18 protein-coding genes, 1 tRNA gene and 2 pseudogenes are annotated in these 21,831 nt (G+C 59.3%); 13 read left to right on the top strand and 8 right to left on the bottom strand.

Annotated elements, in window-relative coordinates:
- The 3 genes from CBB91_RS12020 to CBB91_RS12030 all read right to left on the bottom strand — a co-directional run.
- The coding region (locus CBB91_RS12020) for a methyltransferase domain-containing protein (RefSeq protein ID WP_273014212.1) at positions 1-241 on the bottom strand (241 nt) is incomplete at its 3' end.
- The gene (gene scpA / locus CBB91_RS12025; protein ID WP_273014213.1) at positions 238-2,397 is read right to left on the bottom strand and encodes a methylmalonyl-CoA mutase; all 2,160 of its coding nucleotides are present in this window, start codon (positions 2,395-2,397) and stop codon (positions 238-240) included. The genes scpA and CBB91_RS12020, both read right to left, overlap by 4 nt.
- The gene (locus tag CBB91_RS12030; RefSeq protein ID WP_273014214.1) at positions 2,394-4,316 is read right to left on the bottom strand and encodes a methylmalonyl-CoA mutase family protein; all 1,923 of its coding nucleotides are present in this window, start codon (positions 4,314-4,316) and stop codon (positions 2,394-2,396) included. Before CBB91_RS12030 ends, scpA begins: the two co-directional genes overlap by 4 nt.
- A 126-nt stretch (positions 4,317-4,442) precedes the next feature.
- Here CBB91_RS12030 and CBB91_RS12035 point away from each other — a divergent pair, with 126 nt between their 5' ends.
- Positions 4,443-4,664 (top strand): hypothetical protein, encoded by a 222-nt coding sequence (locus tag CBB91_RS12035; RefSeq protein WP_273014215.1) that lies wholly within the window; start codon positions 4,443-4,445, stop codon positions 4,662-4,664.
- Between the two features lie 119 nt (positions 4,665-4,783).
- On the opposite strand, the gene CBB91_RS12040 is transcribed toward CBB91_RS12035, so the two are convergent.
- On the bottom strand, positions 4,784-5,959 hold the full coding sequence (locus CBB91_RS12040; RefSeq protein ID WP_273014216.1) for a glycoside hydrolase family 43 protein: 1,176 nt from the start codon (positions 5,957-5,959) through the stop codon (positions 4,784-4,786).
- Positions 5,960-6,133: 174 nt separating this feature from the next.
- Between CBB91_RS12040 and CBB91_RS12045 the strand changes: the two genes are divergently transcribed.
- The 5 genes and pseudogenes from CBB91_RS12045 to CBB91_RS12065 all read left to right on the top strand — a co-directional run bounded on the left by CBB91_RS12045 (position 6,134) and on the right by CBB91_RS12065 (position 9,660).
- Positions 6,134-7,129, top strand: coding sequence for a nitronate monooxygenase family protein (locus tag CBB91_RS12045; RefSeq protein ID WP_273014217.1), 996 nt, complete (start codon positions 6,134-6,136; stop codon positions 7,127-7,129).
- A gap of 121 nt (positions 7,130-7,250) precedes the next feature.
- Positions 7,251-7,670 carry a D-Ala-D-Ala carboxypeptidase family metallohydrolase gene (locus CBB91_RS12050; RefSeq protein ID WP_273014218.1) on the top strand — a complete coding sequence of 140 codons (420 nt, stop codon included), beginning with the start codon at positions 7,251-7,253 and terminating at the stop codon, positions 7,668-7,670.
- The gene (locus tag CBB91_RS12055) at positions 7,658-8,125 is read left to right on the top strand and encodes a hypothetical protein (protein ID WP_273014219.1); all 468 of its coding nucleotides are present in this window, start codon (positions 7,658-7,660) and stop codon (positions 8,123-8,125) included. Before CBB91_RS12050 ends, CBB91_RS12055 begins: the two co-directional genes overlap by 13 nt.
- A gap of 52 nt (positions 8,126-8,177) precedes the next feature.
- Positions 8,178-8,534: pseudogene (locus CBB91_RS12060) on the top strand (FGGY family carbohydrate kinase).
- Positions 8,535-8,541: 7 nt separating this feature from the next.
- Positions 8,542-9,660: an FGGY-family carbohydrate kinase gene (locus CBB91_RS12065; RefSeq protein ID WP_273014220.1), complete on the top strand. Its 1,119-nt coding sequence runs from the start codon at positions 8,542-8,544 to the stop codon at positions 9,658-9,660.
- A gap of 80 nt (positions 9,661-9,740) precedes the next feature.
- On the opposite strand, the gene CBB91_RS12070 is transcribed toward CBB91_RS12065, so the two are convergent.
- Complete coding sequence (locus CBB91_RS12070) at positions 9,741-10,157, bottom strand: prolyl oligopeptidase family serine peptidase (RefSeq protein ID WP_273014225.1); 417 nt, start codon at positions 10,155-10,157, stop codon at positions 9,741-9,743.
- Positions 10,039-11,760, bottom strand: a pseudogene (locus CBB91_RS12075) (prolyl oligopeptidase family serine peptidase). Before CBB91_RS12075 ends, CBB91_RS12070 begins: the two are co-directional and overlap by 119 nt.
- A gap of 297 nt (positions 11,761-12,057) precedes the next feature.
- Here CBB91_RS12075 and CBB91_RS12080 point away from each other — a divergent pair.
- Positions 12,058-15,063, top strand: coding sequence for a TonB-dependent receptor (locus CBB91_RS12080; protein WP_273014221.1), 3,006 nt, complete (start codon positions 12,058-12,060; stop codon positions 15,061-15,063).
- Positions 15,064-15,223: 160 nt separating this feature from the next.
- Here CBB91_RS12080 and CBB91_RS12085 read toward each other — a convergent pair whose 3' ends face one another.
- Positions 15,224-16,264, bottom strand: a complete 1,041-nt coding sequence (locus CBB91_RS12085; RefSeq protein ID WP_273014222.1) for an NAD(P)-dependent alcohol dehydrogenase — start codon at positions 16,262-16,264, stop codon at positions 15,224-15,226.
- Between the two features lie 227 nt (positions 16,265-16,491).
- Positions 16,492-16,566: transfer RNA gene (locus CBB91_RS12090), tRNA-Thr, on the bottom strand.
- A gap of 79 nt (positions 16,567-16,645) precedes the next feature.
- Between CBB91_RS12090 and CBB91_RS12095 the strand changes: the two genes are divergently transcribed.
- The 6 genes from CBB91_RS12095 (at position 16,646) to CBB91_RS12120 (ending at position 21,594) form a co-directional block, all read left to right on the top strand.
- Complete coding sequence (locus CBB91_RS12095) at positions 16,646-16,786, top strand: hypothetical protein (RefSeq protein ID WP_164473914.1); 141 nt, start codon at positions 16,646-16,648, stop codon at positions 16,784-16,786.
- Positions 16,783-17,988, top strand: coding sequence for a cytochrome P450 (locus CBB91_RS12100; protein ID WP_273014223.1), 1,206 nt, complete (start codon positions 16,783-16,785; stop codon positions 17,986-17,988). The genes CBB91_RS12095 and CBB91_RS12100 overlap by 4 nt, the downstream gene beginning before the upstream one ends.
- Before the next feature lie 66 nt (positions 17,989-18,054).
- Positions 18,055-19,335, top strand: a complete 1,281-nt coding sequence (gene murA, locus CBB91_RS12105) for a UDP-N-acetylglucosamine 1-carboxyvinyltransferase (protein ID WP_273014224.1) — start codon at positions 18,055-18,057, stop codon at positions 19,333-19,335.
- Positions 19,336-19,355: 20 nt separating this feature from the next.
- On the top strand, positions 19,356-19,805 hold the full coding sequence (locus tag CBB91_RS12110; protein WP_272982146.1) for a DUF2948 family protein: 450 nt from the start codon (positions 19,356-19,358) through the stop codon (positions 19,803-19,805).
- 2 nt (positions 19,806-19,807) lie between these two features.
- Positions 19,808-21,112 (top strand): histidinol dehydrogenase, encoded by a 1,305-nt coding sequence (gene hisD, locus CBB91_RS12115; RefSeq protein ID WP_035551599.1) that lies wholly within the window; start codon positions 19,808-19,810, stop codon positions 21,110-21,112.
- The gene (locus tag CBB91_RS12120; protein WP_035551596.1) at positions 21,109-21,594 is read left to right on the top strand and encodes a UPF0262 family protein; all 486 of its coding nucleotides are present in this window, start codon (positions 21,109-21,111) and stop codon (positions 21,592-21,594) included. The genes hisD and CBB91_RS12120 overlap by 4 nt, the downstream gene beginning before the upstream one ends.
- The last annotated feature ends 237 nt before the right edge of the window (positions 21,595-21,831 follow it).

Here is a 21,831-nt window from a genome sequence, read left to right on the forward strand (position 1 = left end):
GCTCGGCTGCGCCAGTACGCAGGGCGTCGACAGGCTCGACCGCGAGCACGGAATGACCCGTGCGTGCGAACCAGGCTGCATCCCGTCCCGTGCCAGCGCCAATGTCCAGGACGCGAGCAGGCGGCTTGGGCAGGAACTCCGCCCACGGCGCATGCACCGCCGCCGCGTCGCGCGCCTCATAGCGCACAAACAGGTCGGGCGCCTCCTCGGCATAACCTGCGGTGGACGCCCGTTCCTTCACTCCGCCGCTGTCTTCGCGCCGTCGTCTCCGTCCAGCACTTCCAGCATGCGGATGGCGCTGTCGGCGATGACGGTGCCCGGCGGGAAGATGGCGGAAGCGCCGGCGGCGTAGAGCGCGTCGAAATCCTGTGGCGGAATCACGCCGCCGACAATGATCTGCGTGTGCGCCGCGCCTTCATTGCCGAGCGCGCGTTTCAGTTCCGGCACCAGCGTGAGGTGGCCCGCCGCGAGCGAGGAGGCGGCGACAATGTCGACCCCGGCCTTTCGAGCGTCGCCGGCGGCCTCTTCCGGTGTTTGGAACAGCGGGCCGATCTCGACATCCCAGCCGAGGTCCATCAGAGCGGAGGCGACAACCTTCTGTCCACGGTCATGTCCGTCCTGACCCATCTTGGCAATGTAGACCTTCGGTTTGCGGCCATGTTTCTTCTCGAAATCTGAAGCAAGCGTTGCGGCGGCCTCGGCCTTGTCGTCGCCCTTCACGCCGCCGCCATAGACGCCCTTGATGGAGCGGATGACAGCCTGGTGGCGGCCCTGGCTGCGCTCGACAGCTTCGGAAATCTCGCCCACCGTGGCCTTCGCGCGGGCGGCGTCCACGGCTAGCGCGAGCAAATTGCCCTCGGTGCCGGCGGCGGCCCTGGCGATTGCGTCCAGCTTGGCGGTGACCTCTGCCTCGTCGCGTTCGGATCTCAGGCGAGCCAGCTTGTCCAGCTGCATACGGCGCACGGCGGCATTGTCTACCTTCAGCACAGGGACGTCTTCTTCCTCGTCCAGAAGGAATTTGTTCACGCCGACCACGGTCTGCGTGCCGCTGTCGATGCGCGCCTGCGTATTGGCCGCGGCTTCTTCAATGCGCAGCTTGGGCAGGCCCTCCTCGATGGCCTTGGCCATGCCGCCCATCTTTTCGACTTCGGCGATATGGGCGAGGGCCTTTTCGGCAAGGTCGTGCGTCAGGCGTTCGACATAGTAGGAGCCGCCCCACATGTCGATCGTCTGGCAGGCGCCGCCTTCCTGTTGCAGGAAAAGCTGCGTGTTGCGGCTGATCCGGGCGGAGAAGTCGGTCGGCAGGGCGAGGGCCTCATCGAAGCTGTTCGTGTGCAGCGACTGGGTCTGGCCGCCCGTGGCTGCTATGGCCTCAAGGCAGGTGCGGATGACATTGTTGTAGACGTCCTGCGCGGTCAGGGACCAGCCGGAGGTTTGCGAGTGTGTCCGCAGGCTGAGGGATTTCGGGTTCTTCGGGTTGAACTCTTCCTTCACGAGCTTTGCCCAAAGCAGGCGCGCGGCGCGCATCTTGGCGACTTCCATGAAGGTGTTCATGCCGATGGCCCAGAAGAAGGACAGGCGCGGCGCAAAGGCATCGACATCGAGGCCGGCAGCGACACCGGCGCGGATGTACTCAATGCCGTCTGCGAGCGTGTAGGCCAGCTCCAGATCGGCAGAAGCGCCCGCTTCCTGCATGTGGTAGCCGGAAATCGAGATCGAGTTGAATTTCGGCATGTTCTGCGAGGTGTAGGCAAAGATGTCCGAAATGATCCGCATCGACGGTTTGGGCGGATAGATATAGGTGTTCCGCACCATGAATTCTTTCAGAATGTCGTTCTGAATGGTTCCGGCGAGCTTTTCCGGGCCGACACCCTGTTCCTCAGCAGCGACGATGTAGAGCGCGAGGATGGGCAGCACCGCGCCGTTCATCGTCATGGAAACCGACATCTTGTCCAGCGGAATGCCGGAGAAGAGGGTGCGCATGTCATAGATGGAGTCGATGGCGACGCCCGCCATGCCGACATCCCCGGACACGCGGACATGGTCGGAATCATAACCGCGGTGTGTGGCCAGGTCGAAGGCGACCGAAAGGCCTTTCTGACCGGCGGCGAGGTTGCGGCGATAGAAGGCGTTGGAGTCTTCCGCCGTGGAGAAGCCAGCATACTGACGAACCGTCCAGGGCTGGTTCGTATACATGGTCGGGTAAGGCCCGCGTCCGAAGGGGGCAAGGCCTGGATAATCGTCCAGAAAGTCGAGCCCCTTGCGGTCGTCGGCGGTATAGGTGGATTTGACGGCGACACCTTCCGGCGTCTCCCAAGCCTCGCCAAGGTCTGGCGACTTGGCCTTTGCATCTGGCGTGCCGAGATCGAGTTTCGTGAAGTCGGGGAAATTGGTCATTGGGCCACTCCCAAATTTGCGTGGGCGAGTTTCAGCGTGTGTAGCACATCGCAGCCCATGAAGATGCTGGAATCGATGCTGTCGCCTTCGAACTTGCCAGCGAGCCAGACATGCAGCGCGCCAGCGGCTTTCAGCGCCTTGGCGGTTTCGACGGCTTCGTCTTCGTAGCGCGCATCGGCACCGCAGATGCAGGCGATCTTGCTGCCGGAGGCCTTGAACGCGGCGGCGGCTTCGGATGGGGATTGCGGCGGCACAGGGGGCTGCGTCGCCTCAAGGCCGCCAGCGGCGAAGAGGTTTCGGGCAAAGTCTGCGCGGGCATTGTGTTCGGCAAGCGGGCCGAGCGTCGCCAGGAAGATGCTTGGGCGCTTGGGCGCAGCACTCGCCGCATCGCGCAGGGCTTCATAGTCTTCCGCAAGACGAATGCGCGGCAGGGCTTCGGCGGTGGCATCGGCCTCGTCTGCGGGCAGGTCAGCCGTCACGAAACGCGCGAAGCCTTCGTTCGAGATGCCGTCCTTTGGCGTGACGGAGGGCGCGTCCGCGACCGGCGCGGCGATCTCGTCCAGCAGCGGGAACTCGCTGACGCCCGTGATCGGAACCTTGCGTTTGGCGATGTCCTTGGCGCGCGCCTCGCGCTTCTCGGCGATCCGTTTCTGGAAGCTGCCCGCGATCAGGGAGTCGGCATAGCCGCCTTCGGCTTCGAGGGTCTGGAATTCCTTCCAGGCTGCTTCGGCCAGATCGTCCGCAAAGGTTTCGGTAAACCATGCGCCGCCGGTCGGGTCGGCCACGCGGCCAAGCTGGCTTTCTTCCATCGCGATCAATTGCGTGTTCCGCGCGATGCGCCGCCCGAGGCCTTCGGGAATGCCGAGCGCCTCATTGAAGGGGCGGATGGTGAGAATGTCTGCGCCGCCCACTGCACCCGCAAACGCCGCCGCCGTCGTGCGCAGCATGTTCGTCCAGGCGTCATAACGCGACAAAATGCGACCAGACGAGACAGCCTGCAAACGCATGGGAACAGGTTGCAGCTCCATGGCGTCAAGAATACGCGCCCAGAGACGACGGGCTGCGCGTAGTTTTGCGACACCGAGACCGTAATTGCTGTCGAGCGCGATTGCGAAGCTCATGCGTGGGACAAGCGCAGAGATATCCGTGCGATTGTCCAGCCGGCGCAGCGTGTCCACGGCGCTGGCGATCAGGGCGGCCAGCTCCTGCGCGTCGGAGCCGCCAGCTTCATGCACCATGCGGGCATCAATGCGGATCAGGCCGGCTTCCGGATAGGCGTCGCCAAGGCTGTTGGCCGCTGCCGAGAGGCGCGCAAAGGTGGCGTTCAGTCCCCCGGACAGCTTGCCCGTGCGGGCAAGGCAGCCGAGCGGGTCCATGTTGAAATCGAATTTCTGACTGGCGGGAGTATCTTGCTCCTGTCCCCACAGACCGAGCAGCGTGGCCGCGGTGACACCAGAGCCTGCGCCATGGTCAAGTGCGATAGGGGCGATGTCGGCGCGAAGGCCTTTCAGCGCTGTGCGGAGATCTTCCAGCGTGGTGATCTGTACGCCATTTGCGCCGGTGCAATCGAGCTTCAGTTCGACGGACATGACCCCGCGCTCAAGATCACGCAGGATTTCTTCATTCGCTGTGACCGGTGATGGATGCGCGAATGCCTGACGAATATCCCAGGGCGCAAACCGGTCTGGCGCGGCGGTGGGTCCGCGGAGATACGGGGCCGCGCCTGGCGCGCCCAGCGGGTCGGTGGCTGCGGGGAAGTTACTCTCTCGATAGAGCGGGTGGATCTCCAGCCCGTCCACGGTTTTGCGTGTAATCGAATCAATGCCGCGGCCCTTCAGGACCTTGTCGACGCTGGCGAGCCATTCGGCTTCGGTGGCGTCGGGAAACCCGCTGCTCAGGGGAAGGAGATCATCTGCCATGCCGGGGATTTAGTCCAATCCGGGGGCGCTTGTGAACTGCTAACGATAGGTCAAGGACACTTGGTCGCTTGACTCTCTTCTTCGACTCCATGAGAATGAGAATTGTTCTCAGATAGGGAGTGAGTCATGTCCGCCAAGCTCTTGCCGTTTCAGCCTGTTTCAGAGCCGCTCGCGGCGGCAGGAGCCCGGCACGAAGCCTTGAGGGACTGGATGGAAACGCACACCCGCATTCTGGGCTTCTGGATGGATCGTCTCATTGAAGACGGGGATTCAGAGGACATCGTATCCATGCTTCATCGCCAGCAAAGCTGGTTGGCCATGATGCAGGACCGGCTGGTCGGGGGATGAGGGATCCCCGGCCAGTCGGAAGTTCTCTCCAATGCGTGAGAGTTATTAGTCGCGCAAACTGAAAAAGCCGGTACGGGAATTCCGTACCGGCTTCTTTTTCGTCGGACAGGCGGGCGTGATTATTCGCCCGGCATCGGATCGATGGGCTCGATCGTGCCGTCTTCGTTGATCGTCAGTTCGGCAATCTTCACATTGCGCAAATGGCTTTTCCCGCTCAGCTGAACGTCGTGATAGGCCAGATAATATTTCCCGTCATGCTCGAAGATTGAGTGGTGATTGGTCCAACCTTCAACTGGCTGATTGACGACACCCTGATAGGTAAACGGGCCATAGGGACTGTCGCCTGTCGCATAGACGATCAGATGCGTATCGCCTGTTGAATAGGAGAGGTAGTATTTGTCGCCAATCTTGTTGACCCAGGCCGCCTCGAAGAAGCGACGGGCATGGTCCTTCGCTTTGATTGGATCGCCATTCTCATCAAGGATCATCACGTCCTTCGGGGCTTCTGCAAAGGACACCATGTCGTCACCCATGCGGGCGATTTTCGGCATCAGGGCGACATCGTCCGGCTGGCCGGCTTCGTCATCATTGGTCAGGGGATCATCATTGACGAGATCGGTATTGAGGCTTGGATCAGCATTGTATTCGCCTGTCGCCCAGCGTTGCAGCTGGCCGCCCCAGATGCCGCCGAAATACATGTAGTATTCGCCATCCGTATCTTCGAAGACGCTCGGGTCCATCGAGAACGAACCTTCGATCGGTTCCGGCTCAGCGGTGAACGGGCCCGTCGGACTGTCAGAGACGGCGGCGCCGATATAGAAGACGCCATCGGCATCCTTGGCCGGGAAGTAGAGATAGTATTTGCCATCCTTGTGCGCGGCATCCGGGGCCCACATCTGCTGCGCGGCCCAGGCGACATCGTCCACATCCAGCGCAACATCGTGGATGGTCACGTCGCCGCCGACTTCATCCATCGAGAGGACGATATAGTCGCGCATCGCATACTGGCTGCCGAGATCATCTTCAGGGATGCCGGCGTCATAGTCGTGGCTTGGATAGACATAGATGCGGCCATCGTCCCAAACGTGCACCGACGGGTCTGCGGTGAAGATTCCGGAGACAAGCGGTTGGACAAGATATTTCGACTCCGATGGTTCGGTGTCAGCTGTTTCTGAGACTTCGGCGGGTGGTGTGGCGACCTCTGTGTCGGCGCNCTGGTCTGNCGGTTCGCCGGAACAGGCAGCCGCTGCTGCNAGTATGATAGCGCTACCAAAAGTCAGGCTGAAGTTTCGCATTCCGTTTTTCTCCCTCGGACAAAATTCTTTGGCACTGTTGTGGATGCCCGGTACTCTGGCCTGAACAGCAGTTGAGGGCAAGAGGTCTCCGCAACGTCACGCCTTGCCCAACATGGATCAAGCGATAGTTTCCGTTTACGTAAACGACGTCGTTATCAGGTGAGGTAATTTCTCATGGCACTGCCCCCCATTCTCCAGAACCTGCGCATCCCGGTCATCGGGTCGCCACTNTTTATCATCTCAAATCCGGACCTCGTGATCGCCCAGTGCAAGGCGGGCGTGGTCGGCAGTTTCCCGGCGCTGAACGCCCGGCCGGAACACGTGCTTGACGAGTGGCTCGACAAGATCACGACAGAACTGGCCGAATACAATGAAAAGAACCCGGATCGCCCGGCGGCGCCCTTTGCGGTGAACCAGATTGTCCACAAGACGAACAACCGCCTCGATCATGACGTGGAAATGTGCGTGAAGTACAAGGTGCCAGTGGTGATCACATCATTGGGCGCGCGTCAGGAAGTGAATGATGCCATCCACTCCTATGGTGGTATCGTGCTGCACGACATCATCAATGTTGTCTTCGCGCACAAGGCGCTGGAGAAGGGCGCAGATGGTCTGATCGCCGTCTGCTCCGGGGCAGGTGGCCATGCGGGCACCCTGTCGCCTTTCGCGCTGATTCAGGAGATCCGCCAATTCTTTGACGGACCACTTGCGCTGTCGGGCTCCATCGCCAATGGCGGGTCCATCGCAGCGGCGCAGGCGCTCGGCGCGGATCTCGCCTATATCGGCTCGGCCTTCATCTCGTGCGACGAAGCGAACGCTGTTGATGGATACAAGGACATGATTGTCGATTCCAAAGCGGGCGACATTGTCTATTCGAACNTGTTCACCGGCGTGCATGGCAATTACCTCGCACCATCCATTTCAAAGGCCGGGCTTGACCCCAACAATCTGCCTGAGAGTGATCCGAGCGCGATGAATTTCGGATCCGGCGGCAATCAGGAAGCCAAGGCCTGGAAAGATATCTGGGGGTGTGGCCAAGGCATTGGTGCCATCGACAAGCGGATGCCGACGGCGGAATTCGTCGACAAGCTGGCAAGGGAATATGACGAGGCCCGCGCGGCCCTTGCCAATCGTCAGGCGTTCGGCGTTGCTCCGGTGGCTGCGGAGTAGATTCCTCTTCTCCCCGCTCTCTACATTGAAGACGCCCCTGAGATCCGAGTGATTTCAGGGGCGTTGTTTTTTTTGCGCAGTTTCCAATCCGGCAGAGGCTGGCCCGTGTCAGCCTCGGGACATGTTGATCCCGTCTGTCTCCCTGTTCGATGCGCATGGCTGGCGCTGGCCGCATTTTTCGCCCAGAGAACTTGCCTGCAAATGTGCCGGCCAGCTCTGCGAAGGCGAATATTGGCATGACCCCGACTTCCTCGACTCACTGGAGGCATTGCGCGCACGGGTCGGGCGACCCTTGTTCATCAATTCCGGTCATCGGTGTGAAGGATGGAACACAGAGATTGGCGGCGCGCGGCAATCCCGACATCTGGAATTGGCCGTCGACATTTCCCTGATCGGCCATGACCGGTTCGCGCTCCTCTCTGCGGCAGAGGAGCTCGGGTTCACCGGCATGGGTCTTGGGCGAAACTTCCTGCATCTGGACCGGCGCGAACAGCCCGCGCGCTGGTACTATAAGAGGAGCCGGTCGAAATGGCGGAGCTGATCGGTCTGGCCGCGAGTGCGGCAGGGGGCGGTGTGTTCGGCCTGCTCGGTACGGTGATCGGTCGGGCCGCGGGATACTTCGAACAGCGCCAGTCGCAGGCGCATGAGCGGGCCCGGTGGCAACATGAGGCCCACCTTGCCGGGCTCGAATTGCAGGCGCGCCGGGAAGAGAGCGAAGCAGCAGAGCGGCTGGCCGAAACCTCTGGTCGCTGGCAGGGGCTGGCGGCGTCGATGCAGGCAGAGGCCTCCATCGGGGAAAGCTATGCCTGGGTGAATGCCGTGCGCGCGCTGACCCGGCCCGTGCTGACCCTGCTACTATGGCTGATCACGTGGCTTGTGTTTCTCGCGTCGCCTGAGACCGAGCAGGCNAAGATCGTCGAGACAGCCACATTCGCGGCAACCGCGGCGACACTTTGGTGGTTCGGGGATCGCGGGGCACAGCGAAACGCGCGTTGACCGGCAGGCGCGCACCGGTCCATCCTGTCTCAAACACCAGAGGGCAGGCGACATGGGCGACTATATTCTCGTCATTGATGAGGGCACCACNTCCACNCGNGCNATNGTNTTNGANCGCGANCTGAATGANGTCGCGCTNGCNCANNANGANGTGCCGCTGNCNTATCCGAATGATGGNTGGGTCGAGCAGGACGGCGAGGAGATCTGGGANAAGACNNTNGNNGTNTGCCGNNNNGCGATNGCNGANGCGGGCGGNGTNGANCGNATTGCNGGNATCGGNATNACCAANCAGCGCGAGACGACGCTNGTCTGGGATCGNGNNACNGGNAANCCCNTCGCNCCNGCNATCATCTGGCAGGANCGTCGCACGGCNGANACNTGNGACNGCTNTGCGCAAGNNGGGTCATGANGCCGCCGTGCACGAAGAGACGGGCCTTCTGATCGATCCCTATTTTTCCGGCACGAAGATTGGCTGGATACTGGATAATATGGATGGCGCTCGCGCGCGTGCCGAGGCGGGAGAGCTGGCCTTCGGCACAATCGAGAGCTTCCTGATATGGAAGCTGACCGGCGGCGCATCCCATGTGACGGACGTGACCAATGCATCGCGGACCTTGCTCTACCGGCTTGGCCTGGGCGGGGATGCTGGCTGGAGCGATTCCATGTGCAGCCTTCTGGGGGTGCCGAAATCCCTGCTTCCAGAGATAAGACAGAATGCGGATGATTTTGGGACGAGTGATGCGGCCTTGCTCGGAAAGGCATTGCCGATTCTGTCAGCGGCGGGCGACCAGCAGTCTGCGCTTGTTGGTCAGGCTTGCCTGGATGTGGGAACCGCCAAGATTACATATGGCACCGGGGCGTTCCTGGTGGCCAATTGCGGGCAGGATCGTCCGCAATCGGTCAANCGCCTGCTGGGCACNATTGGNTATGAAGCGCNGGGCAGGGGGGCAATGGCGCTGGAAGGGTCGATCTTCAACGCCGGCACAATCGTGCAATGGCTTCGCGATGATTTGCGCCTGATTGAGGATGCAGCGGAAAGCGCGGAAATAGCGGCCAGCCTGCCGGGCAATGGCGGTGTCTACATCGTGCCGGCCTTTACCGGACTCGGGGCGCCGCATTGGGAAGCGGATGCCCGCGGCACAATTACGGGCATCACGCGGGCCACGACTGCGGAGCATCTGGTCCGCGCGGGCCTTGAATCGGTTGCATATCAGACGCGGGATCTGCTCGACGCATTCGAGGCCGACGGTGTCGCGATCAAGGAGCTGCGCGTTGATGGCGGTATGGTGGCGAATGACTGGCTGATGCAGTTCATTGCCGACATTTGCGAACGGCCTATTCTGCGGCCGGACTATCGCGAGATGACAGCGCTTGGTGCAGCAGCTCTGGCAGCGATGCAGCTTGGCTGGCTATCCGTCGATGACTGGGCCAGCCGCACAGTTCCCGGCACGCGGTTCGAGCCCCAAATGGAAAAGACCGCATCCGCCCGCCTCCGCCGCGGCTGGGCAACCGCCCTGAAAAAAACTCTGGCCTGATCCCTGCACATGGTCAGAGACAAAAGAAAAAGGGCGGACCCAAGGGGCCGCCCTTTCTGATTTAGAGGCTGATCTGCGTCTTACATGCCGCAGGTTGTGTTGAGGAAGGTTTCAATTTCCTCCAGCACGCGTTCCTTGTGCTCCGGCAGCCATTTCGAGCTTTGGTGACCCATCTCTTTTAGCTCGATGAATTTACTTCCAGGCTGTTTGTTCTTGATCGCGTTGTAGAACTCGCGGCTATGGAAGATTGGTACACGGACGTCGTAGTCACCGTGATAGATCAGGATTGGGATATTGATCTTGTCGGTGTTTTGCATCGGGTCCATTCCGGTCACCGTATCACCNTGAACGATGCGCTGGATGCGGTTGTNGCCCCANTCATTNCCNAGNTTGGCNAGGTTNGANACGCCNGCNCCNGCAATNGCGCANNGATANGGGCTGTTCGGNCGNACNGANGCNGCGANNGCNGCGAAGCCNCCATANGAATANCCGTGGATGGCNATCTTGTCGGCATCNACATAGCCATTGCNNGACNAGCCAGGCNGCNCNGTCATCCTTGTCGTCCTGCATCTTCTGGCCCCATTCCTTGTCGCCAGCCAGCCAGAGTTCCCGGCCCCAGCCATCACTTCCGCGGTATTGAGGCTGCATCACGATATAGCCGCGGCTCGCGAAATATTGCGTCCAGCCAGAGCTATCGAAGCCAGCGCTGTCGCGTGCCCAGGGGCCGCCATGAGGGACGATAATGGCGCCTTTGGCCTTATCGCCATCTTCGTAGCCAGCTGGCATCGTAAGGATTGCCGGAATTTTCATGCCGTCGCGGGCGGAGTAGTAGACGAATTTGCCTTTGCCCAGATCTTCTTCTTTCAGCCAAGGACGCTGAGATCCGATGACCGCCACCTTCGCTTTGTCGACGAGCAGGAAGTAGGCNGGTGCCATTTCCGGGGCGCTGACCGTGAAGAGAACGCGATTGCGATCCGCTGTGTAGTCGTTCAGCACGACATTCTTGCCTGGGAAGGCCGCGTCGAGGCCGTCCTGGATNCTCTTCATTTCCGGGTCGATCCAGAAGGTTTCCCGAACCGGACCGTCATAGGTGAAGCCGAGAATTCGACCGAAATCTTCTTTGCGGTTCGAAAAGATCATGCCGCCTGCGTTGAATTCGGGGTGCGCAAACACGGGTTCATCCCCGAACGTGTCGGTGTTGGCGTCATAAGTATAGATCGTGACCTTGTCGTCGAATTTATCCGTCGCGACGTAGTATGTCTGGGTGTCCTCGATCTTGGATAGCACGTCCAGATTATACCGGTTTGCGATCTCCCGACTTAGTGCGTCTTCGCGCACGAAGTTGCCCGATGCATCCGGCAGGCTGATGTACTGACGCCATGCGCCGTCCTCATATTCCAGCTCAGTGCGGGCAAACACTTCGCCTGTGCGGTTGTTGATGGAGATTGCCTCGGTCTCACTCGCCTTGATGAGGAACTTTTCCCGCCCGGTCTCAAGATCATGCTCGAAATAGCTTGTGCCATTCTTGGTCGTGGCCCGCGAGATGATGATCTTGGACGGGTCAAGCGGGAGGATGGATTCGATATTCGTTTCGCCGACGAGTTCAAAGCACCGGAGCAGCATCTTGTTGGCGCCGACTTCGGCGCGGCCATCGGGCAGGTCATCAATCTTCTTGATGCGCTCATCGCCCATATAGACTTTCTGGAGGTACTTCTTGGTCGATCCGGTTGTCTTGCCCTCACCGCAGCCTTCGAGCGCGCCAATGTAAGGCTGGACGGTAAACCAGAGCGATTTCTTGTTCTTCAGGGCACTTGCTGCGTAGAACTTCGTTTTGCCGCTCGACGGCGTAATGTTCGACGGAACAAGCGGTTTCGTCGTATCGATTTCGCCGCTCANGTCCCAGTAGGCTGCAGCACGCTGTTCGCCATCATTGGTAGGATCAGCGATGACGCCAACCAGCATGTCCCCTTCAAGAGACATGGAAACGCTGGAAACCGAGGGGTGCTTTGCGAAATCTTCAGCAGAGACGGGGTCTGCCTGTGCGGACAAAGCACCCGCCATCACGCTGACAAGGCCAGCGGCAACAATGCGACTGCGCATCAAGTTATTCCTCCGAATTAAGTAGTGGCAATATTTAAGCCGGGCGGCTGAGCGTCAAGGAAATCATGCACTTTCGGGAAAGGAACGTGTTTCCACANACGGGNNGTGGGCACAAATGTGGCGCAAAGATCACAGTAACTGGGCAAATATGCCTGCAACCTGAAATTTGTGTCATGTGTTCTTGTCAGTTTTAAAACAGGCGTTCAACGTTGCTGTAATGCCCGCAATTGAGGGCGGGTGCTGGGTGGAAACACCGGGCGTAAGGTGAGCATAAACATTTCTGTAGGGGAAATACTGATGAACAAACGACTGTTCCGTCGTACGGTATTCGGCAGTGTTGCCATTGGCGCACTTGTTGTTTCCGGCGCGGCTCAAGCTCAGGATGCCGACGGCGAGTCCGACGAAGTTCTGGAAATCATTGACGANGCGCCGCAAGAGGAAGCGCGCCAGGAAAAAATCGTTGTAACCGGTTCTTTGTTGGCCCGTGACGAATTTTCCTCGTCCTCACCGATCCAGGTGATCACAGCTGAAGTTGCAACGCTCGAAGGTCTGGTCGACACGGCCGCTCTTCTGCAAGGCTCTTCGCTGGCTTCTGGTTCTACCCAGCTGAACAACACGTTCCAGAACTTCGTCACCAATGGTGGTGTTGGTACGCAGACGCTCGACCTTCGCGGTTGTGGTGACACCCGTACCCTAATTCTGGTGGACGGAAAGCGCCCGGGTCCTTCGGGTACGCGCGGTGCNGTGTCNGCACTCGACNTGAACGTTGTGCCTCAGTCCATCATCTCCCGTGTTGAGATCCTGAAGGACGGCGCTTCGACGATCTACGGTTCCGACGCTGTTTGTGGTGTGGTTAACATCATCACNCGTGATTCCGTGGATAGCCCCGAGCTGAACTTCTCGGTTACGCAGCCTTTTGAGGAAGGTGGCGAGCAATACAATATCAGTGGCGCATTCGGGTTCGAACTCGGTGACAATGCAGATTTTACGATCTCTGCAGAATACAATCTGGCAGAAGAGCTTGATGCNAGTCAGCGCGACTACTTGTCGTGTCCACGTGACCTGGTTCGCGATCCATCGACGGGCCGTCTGATTGACCGTTTGAATTACTCTGCGACGGCAACCGATCCGCGAAACAATTGTAGCAATCTGTATTTCAACACCGCGCTTGATATCTTCAATGGCGGCGGACGTCTTGTTCCGTCTCCGGAAGGAACGACAATTCCGACGGTCTACGGAACAACTGTGCCGGGTTACCGCCCTCGCGTTGGTACCGGGTTCCTCGACAACGGTCAGCCCTACTACGAGGATATCCTGGATTCACCGATCCTGGACAATCAAGATTTCATTCCGCGCAACGAAAACATCTCTATTTTTGGTACTGCTGACATAGAGATCGCAGGAATGTCTTGGGACAGTGAGGCGCTTTTCAGCCGTCGTACGACAGACGTCGAAGGCTGGCGCCAGTTCTTCCCTATCGTTGGTTCTGCCGTCAATATCGCCGGTAATAACCCATTGTACGGATACATCGGTGATCCGACATACGTGAATTCGGCGAACAATGTCGCGCGTCCTATCCTTCCATTCCCTACTGTGGATACGATCGAAGTTGATTACACCTATTTGAGCTCGTCGCTCTCCGGTGGCTTCGGAGTTGAAGTACTGGACGGGTGGTCTTGGAAACTTGACGCCACTTACTCGTTGGGCGAAGGGACATACGGTGGCTCCGAGATCCTTGCATCCAAGTCAGGCGACTGGAACCTGGATGGCGTTGTCGACTACAATGGAGACGGTGTGCCTGATCTGGTTGCCCCTCCGACCATTGACCTCTTCGATCCCGGCTTCCTTTCCGGTGAGCGCACGGACGAGCTGGTTGCTGCTATCGGCGGTTATCAGGAAGGCACTACCGAATACGAGCAAACCACTTTTACGGCTGTTGTCGCAGGTGAGGTATTCGAATTGCCAGCCGGTCCAGTCGGGCTCGGCCTTGGTGCTGAGTACCGAGAGTTTAGCATTGACGACAATCCGGGCGAACTGACCCAATCTGGCGACATTTGGGGTTCTTCAACGGCCGGGCCTACCAAAGGCACCAACAGTGTGACAGAGGTGTTCGCTGAGGTAAATGTGCCGATCTTCAAAGGCCAAATGCTGGCTGAAGATGTTGAGTTTTCTGGCTCTGTTCGTGCGTTCGAGTACGACTTGGGTGGATCCGACTCCATCTACAAGGCGGGCCTGAATTGGCAGGTCAATCCACTTCTCCGCCTGCGTACAAGCTACGGAACGTCCTACCGCGCTCCAGCGTTGTTCGAACTGTTCCTGCAAGACCAAACAGGCTTCTTGGATCAGCTTCAGATCGACCCATGTATCAACTGGGGTGAGGCGACGAATCAAAACATTCGTGCTAACTGCGCAGCCGCCGGTGTTCCGGACGACTATGCTGGTGGTTCTGGATCTGCGATCGTCACGACATCCGGTGGTGGTGAAGATTTGGAAGCTGAATCTGGTAGCACGTTCACAGCCGGTATCGTCTTTACGCCTACTTTCGCCGATTTGAACATTGCAATCGACTACTATGAAGTAGAGATCGAAGATCAGATCACAGGTCTGAGTGGCGCTCAAATCGTGGGTGGCTGTTACGGTACCAACGTGTTCCCGAATGATTTCTGTGATCGTTTGGTACGCAACGGTGCCACAGGTGCTGCTGACGACTACTCAATTGCTTCCGTATCTGCACCTATTCTGAACGTAGATTCTCAGGAGCAGAGCGGACTGGATCTCGAGGTTCGCTACCAAAAGGACTTCAACTTTGGTGAACTGACAGTCGAAAGTAGCGTAAACTGGGCTTTCGAGCGTTATATCAACGTGTTTGGTTCGGACTTCGTTTCTGGTATCTCAGACAACGACTTCAATGGAACGATTGGTTATCCAAGCGTGGTTGGTGACGTGAATCTCCGTCTTGATCGTGGCGACTGGACTTATTCATGGTTCACGACCTTCATTGGTCGTCAGGATGATAACCGGGGCGACTTGGATGTCGACTATAATGATCCGCAGAACTATTTCGGTCTTGAGGGTCAGTACAAAACCTTCACAGAAGCAACGTGGCAGCATGGTGCATCTGTACGTTGGTCCGGCGATACTTGGTCAATCACCGGCGGTGTGCGCAACATCTTCGATGAAGCGCCTCCGCAAGTGTCAGATACCGGCCTAACGCAATTCAGTGCGGGTAACACGCCACTGGGCAGCACAGGATACGACATTCGCGGACGTCGTGCCTTCGTGAGCGTGTCCAAGACCTTCTAAGGTTGGGACCTATTCAAAATGCGAAAGGGCGGACCCTCGGGTCCGCCCTTTTTTGTTTGGAGAAGAGAAAAGTGGTGGTCTTGGGGAGATGTGGTCGCGGGAAGTCCTAGTGTGCCGGCGATGTGGAGTCGGCTCGGTGCGCTTGATGATTTGCAAGGGATCAGTTCACGCGAATGACGACTTTTCCGATCTTGTCGGTGCTGGCCATATAGGCGACGGCTTCGTTGGCCTGGTCGAAGTCGTAGACGCGGTCGATGATCGGTTTGATGTTGTGCTTTGAGACTGCGTTGATCAGATCTTCGTACATTTTCCGGCTACCAACGATCACGCCGCGAATATCGATGTTCTTGATGATGAGCAAAGGAAGGCGCAGGAGCGGGGGCATCGCGCGGGCTTCGCGGTCAGAGGAAACCGGGCTGTGCCCAATAAACATCATCCGGCCGCCGGATGCGCAGGATTCCAGGCACTGATCCATTTCAGATGTGCCGACATTGTTGATGACAGCTTCAGCGCCGCGGCCACCCGTTAATTCCATCACCTGTTTGGACCATTCCGGATGCGTCCGGTAATTGATGACATCGTCCGCGCCCAGCTCTTTCATCGTCGCCAGTTTTTCGTCGCTGGACGAGGTAACGATGACGCGTGCACCCAGCATCTTTGCCCATTGCATGGCGAAAACGGAAACTCCGCCCGTGCCGATCGTGACAACGGTTTCGCCCGCCTTGACCTGGCCGGTGGCAACCACGGCGTTCCATGCCGTCAGTCCTGCGCTGGGCAGGGTGGATGCATCTTCAAAGGAGATATTCTCGGGCAGCTTGACCACAGCCTCGGCCGATACAATGGCCTTCTCCTGCATGAACCCATCAATCGTTTGCCCATGATCAATGTGCCGCATTTCAAAGTCCCACGGGCCATCGATCCATTGATTGTAATGGATCGTCGAGATGCGGTCGCCAGGCTTTACATTGGTGACGCCTTCCCCGACGGCCAGAACTTCGCCGGCATTGTCTGCGCACACAACGCGCTCGCTGGGCGGGGGTCCCATGGCGGTGCCGGTTGTCCAGATCTGAAAGTCACGCGCATTTGGACCGGTTGCACGCACTTTCATGAGGACTTCACCGGGGCCGGGCGTCGGATCGGGACGGTCTACCGGCGCCAGTTGTTTGGTGTTGATGTAGTCTCCAATGACGTACGCCTTCATGTGGGCTGCTTCCTTCCGTGACTGATCGGCAATTGTTTTCACGGGCGTCGCGCGAGGGCAAGGCAAAAGATATACCAAAGTTTGATGGTGAGCCTGAGTGAGCATGATTTCATGCGGCGTGCTCGTCTCTCATGCACGTCCATTTCGCCAAATCGAACTGAGGCTCAGCGTTTCCCGAGAGGGACCACATCCGCGTCAGCGATCTCTTGCGAAATGAGGGGAAATCCTGGTGCCGCGAGGGAGAATTGAACTCCCGGCCTCATCATTACCAATGATGCGCTCTACCACTGAGCTACCGCGGCACATTGCAGGAATGGAAAGCGGGCTTTAGCTTATGCTGGCAGACATGAAAAGACCGTTTTGCCGCGAAAAGCACCTCACATGACAGACAAGCCAAACGAACAGGAAAAAGCCGCACGCCGGGCCGAGGCGTTGAGGGCCAATTTGCGCCGGCGCAAGGCCGCGACTCGCAAGGAGAAGGCGCCCTCGGCGACAAAGCCAGACAGCGGTGAAAAGGGGTGAGCCTTCCGCTCAACTCGCAGGCCTATCTGCGTGCGCCGCAGGATTTCCTCGTGCCTGCGCAAGGCGAAAGCTTGTTCATCACTCAGAAACTGCCCTTTCTGGGCCGCTGCACGCTGGTGCTGGGCCATGCGGAGTGCCAGGAATTCCTGAAGGATTCCGACCGCTTTGCCGTGGACGCGCGCAATGCGGGCGCGGACTCGCCCTTTGGCATGAAATTCCTGCCGAAATCCCTGAAGCGCCTGTCAAACAATCTGCTGTCACTCGACGATCCGGACCATCGACGGCTCCGGCGCTTGGTCGACCAGCCTTTCCGGCGCGTCTCCATTGATGAGCTGAAGCCGCGTATTCGTGAGGCTTGTGACGCGTTGGTGCATGACATGGTCAAATCAGGAGAGCCGGATTTGGTAGAAGGCCTGTGCCGACAGCTGCCCCTGATCGTGATCTATGACCTGCTGGGTTTTTCGGGAGCGCTGCGCGAGCGTCTGGACTCCCTGCTTCAGGGCCTCACAGCGACCGCGAACATCTTCAATGTGCTGCGTGGACTGACCCTGCTCGGCCCGGTCCAGCGTATGCTGGAAGACGAATTCGAGCGCGTGCGCCGGGAGCCGGGGCCTGGACTTGTGACGGAACTGGTCCATGCAGAGGCGGATGGCGAGCGCATGAGCGACGATGAGCTTGTCGCGATGGTGTTCGTCCTCTTCATCGCTGGGCACGAAACGACAAAGCATCTCATCTCGACCGGGCTGTATACGTTGCTCACGACGCCGGGGGCGGCGGACGCTTACCGCGCGATGGACGAGGATGGGCGCGGCATCGCTGTGGACGAACTTGTCCGCTATTGCGCGCCGGTTCAGATGACCAAGCCGCGCTACGCACGGGAAGACACGGAATTTCACGGCCTGCACTTGAAACAGGGGGATCGGCTGGTGGGGGTGCTGGCCGCGGCAAATCTCGATCCCCGCGTCTTTGAAGACCCTGTGTCGCTAGACCTGACGCGCCGCCCGAACCGGCACATGGGATGGGGCGGCGGCCCGCATATCTGTCTCGGCCTGCATCTGGCGCGCGCCGAGGCGCAGGCTGCGTTCGACTGCCTTCTGGACGGATGGCCGGGCCTGACGCTGGGCGTTGATCCAGACAGGTTGAAATGGATCCCGCGATCCGGCCTGCGTGGCCTGAAACAACTGCCGGTAATATTTGGATAAACTCTGTGCAGCAGATGCCACATTCAGGCCCTTCCAAAGCCGCGAAGCGCTGTATAAGGGCAAGTCATGGATAGATTGCACATCAAGGGCGGCGCTCAGCTGAACGGCCGCATTCCGGTTTCCGGCGCGAAGAACTCCGCCCTGAAGCTGATGGTTGCGTGCCTGCTGACGGATCAGCCGATCACGCTCACCAATATGCCAAACCTCGCTGATACACGCTTTCTGGCGCAGCTGCTGGAGACGCTNGGCGTGGAAGTGTACTGGCCGAANGGCGAGTCGACCTGCCATCTGAANGCCGCNGAGCTGAAAAGNACGATCGCGCCTTACGATCAGGTCCGCAAGATGCGGGCGAGCTTCAACGTGCTTGGCCCGCTTATCGCGCGGTCTGGTCACGCCACGGTATCGCTGCCGGGCGGGTGCGCTATCGGCGCGCGACCTGTGGATTTGCACCTTCAAGCGCTGGAAGCCATGGGTGCGGATTTGCGGGTTGAGCAGGGCTATGTGAAGGCGGCGGCCATTCACGGCCTGAAAGGCGCGCATATCAATTTTGCCATGCCAAGCGTTGGCGCGACCGAGCATGCCATGCTGACGGCGACACTGGCGCAGGGCGTGACGGTCCTTGAAAACGCGGCTCGCGAGCCGGAAATCGAAGACCTGGCGAATTGCCTCAATTCGATGGGCGCCAGGATTACGGGGGCGGGCACCTCCAAGATCCGGATCGAAGGCGTCGAGACGCTTGGCGGCACTACCCACGCCGTGATGCCGGACCGGATCGAGGCTGGCACGTTTGCGATGGCAGCCGCGGCTGCCGGCGGGGATGTCACGCTTGAGGGCGCGCCGGTTGCTGCGCTCGGNGCGATGAATGCGAAATTGCGCGAAGCAGGCGTNACNGTNGAGGCGGATGAAGAGGCCGGCACGTTGCGCATCGTACGNAACGGATCGCGTCTGAAATCCGTCAGCGTGTCGACCCAGCCGCACCCCGGTTTCCCGACTGACTTGCAGGCGCAGTTCATGGCGCTGATGAGCCTTGCCGATGGCACGAGCATCATTCGCGAGACGATTTTCGAGAACCGGTTCATGCATGCGCCGGAATTGTCTCGCCTTGGCGCCGACATAACTGTACGCGGGCAGGAAGCTGTCGTGAAAGGGGTGCCGCAATTGACCGCTGCGCCCGTCATGGCAACAGATCTGCGTGCTTCAGTCTCACTCGTGATTGCGGGGCTTGCCGCAGAGGGGGAGACTGTGGTGAACCGTATCTATCATCTGGATCGCGGATTTGAGCGACTGGAAGAGAAACTTAACGCCTGCGGGGCGAGCATTGAACGCCGGTCCGAGGATGAAGACTGAGAACTGATCAAGGGGCGCTGATGGCCGACCAAACTTCACTGAGACTCCTCGCTGAGACAGCGGAGGATTTGGAAGTCATTTCGGCCGCCATTCAGGACAGCGTCGTGAAGGCCGGAAACCTGAAATATGAGTCCCGGCGCAACCGGTTCACATTGGAAATCAACAGGTTCCGCTGGGAAGCTGGCGCGAAACGGGGCGATGGCGAACGCGTGCGTTCCCTGTTGGCGTTCGATGGTGTGATGGGGGTGAAAACCCGCGCCGTGAACAAGGTCGACCCGGAAATGATCCTGTCGCTGCTTCAGGTCAGCTTTACCCCGGCGGATGAACCGCCGGGNGGGAAGGTGACGCTGCTGTTTGCTGGTGATGGGGAAATCGAACTGGACGTCGAAGTTCTGGATGCAACCCTGCTCGACAGTGACTATGTGTGGCCGACGCGCCATCTGCCCAATCATGAGCGGCGCCGGAGATAGACATGGTCCGCAGGTTTTACGCCTCCACTGATGCCTTCAACGGCGAATTTGCCCAATTCCTCGAACAGGAACGCGGCACAGGCGCCGATGTGGCTAAAATCGTGGCGGATATCATTGCGGACGTGCGCAAGCGCGGCGGTGAAGCTGTTGCGGAATACACGGCGAAATTTGATGGCTTGCAGCTGGATCCCTCCACGCTGAAGTCGGACAATGTAGATCTGCACGCGCTGGCGGCTGAATGCCCGCAGGATCTGCGCGACGCGATTGATTTCGCGCATGACCGGATCGCGGCCTATCATTCGGCCCAGCGCCCGAACGACCACAAATTCACCGACGATGCCGGGGTTGAACTCGGCTGGCGCTGGACCGCGCTGGAAAGCGTTGGCGTTTACGTGCCGGGCGGGCGGGCCAGCTATCCGTCATCCGTATTGATGAATGTCGTTCCGGCCAAGATTGCCGGAGTGGATCGCATCGTAATGGTCGCGCCAGCCCCGAAAGGCGAATTGTCGCCCGCTGTCGCCTATGCGGCGCTGAAGGCTGGCGTTGAAGAGTTTTACCCGATGGGCGGAGCACAGGCCGTGGCGGCACTGGCCTATGGCACGTCCAATCTTGCGCCAGTCGACAAGATTGTCGGGCCGGGAAATGCCTTTGTCGCTGAGGCCAAACGCCAGGTCTTTGGGCGAGTGGGTATTGATACGATCGCCGGGCCTTCAGAGATTCTCGTCATCGCAGACCATACGGCAAACCCGGACTGGGTGGCCGCAGACCTGCTCTCGCAGGCAGAGCATGATCCGAGCAGCCAATCCATTCTGATTGTTGTGGATGAGGCTGTGGGAGACTCTGTGGAAAAGGCTGTGGAAAACCAGTTGAATTCCCTCGCCACAGGTGAGCGAGCGCGGGAGAGCTGGACCAATAATGGCGCCATCGTCGTGGCGCCTGATCTGGACGCTGCAGCAAGCATTGCCAACCGTATCGCTGCCGAGCATCTGGAGCTCTGCATCGAGGATCCGGACGCGCTTCTTCCGCTGGTACGTCATGCGGGGGCGGTGTTCCTCGGCCACCACACGCCGGAAGCGCTGGGCGACTATGTCACCGGGTCAAACCACGTGCTGCCGACCAGCCGCGCCGCGCGGTTCTCGTCCGGTCTGGGGCTATATGACTTTTTAAAACGGATGAGCGTACAGCGGGCCGGGCCGCAAGGCTTCGCTGCGATCGCGCCAGCCGCCTTGCGCCTTGCCGAGGCCGAGCGCTTGCCGGCGCATGCGCGATCCATTTCCATCCGAACGAACCGGGACGCCGACGGGTGAGTTCGGACAGGCTCATCGGTGTCGATATCGACGATGAGACCCTGGGCGCTTCCGGCCCGGACGCTGAGCATGAGCGCCGCGTCGCCATTTTTGATCTGCTGGAAGACAATCATTTCAAGGTGATCGACAAGGATGAGGGGCCGTATCAGCTCAACCTCTCCAAGGCCGAACGCCGGCTCGTCTTCGCCATCCGCAACGAAGCGGGCGAAGATGTTCATACATTTATCCTGTCGCTTGGCCCGTTCCGAGGCGTGATCCGCGACTATTTCATGATCTGCGATAGCTACTACGACGCGATCCGGACGCAATCACCTCACCAGATCGAAGCTATCGATATGGCACGGCGCGGCATTCACAATGAGGGGTCTGAACTCCTNGCCGAGCGCCTTGAAGGGAAGATCGACGTCGACTTTTCCACGGCCCGNCGCCTGTTCACGCTGATCTGCGCCCTCCACGCCGGACAAACCCGCGCCGCNGGATAGNGCGCGCTCACAGAAACATTGCAATTGAAATGTTTTTGGCTATCGTCGCGTGAAACGATGATGGGAGGAANATGCANTGCTGAGACCTGCTTTTTGGGCGGGCCTGATNATGGCTTGCGCTCTTTTGGNTGCGTGCGGGTCCGCGGNGACGANAGGCGANACCGCCTCGCTTGANCGCGTACCTCAGGNCTCAACGATCCGGACGATCGCGCANGGTGAGGTGNTTGGCACATNTGG

This window comes from Hyphomonas sp. TMED31 (genome assembly GCF_002172815.1).
Classification (GTDB): Bacteria; Pseudomonadota; Alphaproteobacteria; order Caulobacterales; family Hyphomonadaceae; genus Hyphomonas; species Hyphomonas atlantica.

Bases quoted from the DNA above. Each gene is read 5' to 3' on its own strand.
- scpA (WP_273014213.1), bottom strand. From the start codon at position 2,397: ATGACCAATTTCCCCGACTTCACGAAACTCGATCTCGGCACGCCAGAT.
- CBB91_RS12030 (WP_273014214.1), bottom strand. From the start codon at position 4,316: ATGGCAGATGATCTCCTTCCCCTGAGCAGCGGGTTTCCCGACGCCACC.
- CBB91_RS12035 (WP_273014215.1), top strand. From the start codon at position 4,443: ATGTCCGCCAAGCTCTTGCCGTTTCAGCCTGTTTCAGAGCCGCTCGCG.
- CBB91_RS12050 (WP_273014218.1), top strand. From the start codon at position 7,251: ATGTTGATCCCGTCTGTCTCCCTGTTCGATGCGCATGGCTGGCGCTGG.
- CBB91_RS12085 (WP_273014222.1), bottom strand. From the start codon at position 16,264: ATGAAGGCGTACGTCATTGGAGACTACATCAACACCAAACAACTGGCG.
- CBB91_RS12095 (WP_164473914.1), top strand. From the start codon at position 16,646: ATGACAGACAAGCCAAACGAACAGGAAAAAGCCGCACGCCGGGCCGAG.
- hisD (WP_035551599.1), top strand. From the start codon at position 19,808: ATGGTCCGCAGGTTTTACGCCTCCACTGATGCCTTCAACGGCGAATTT.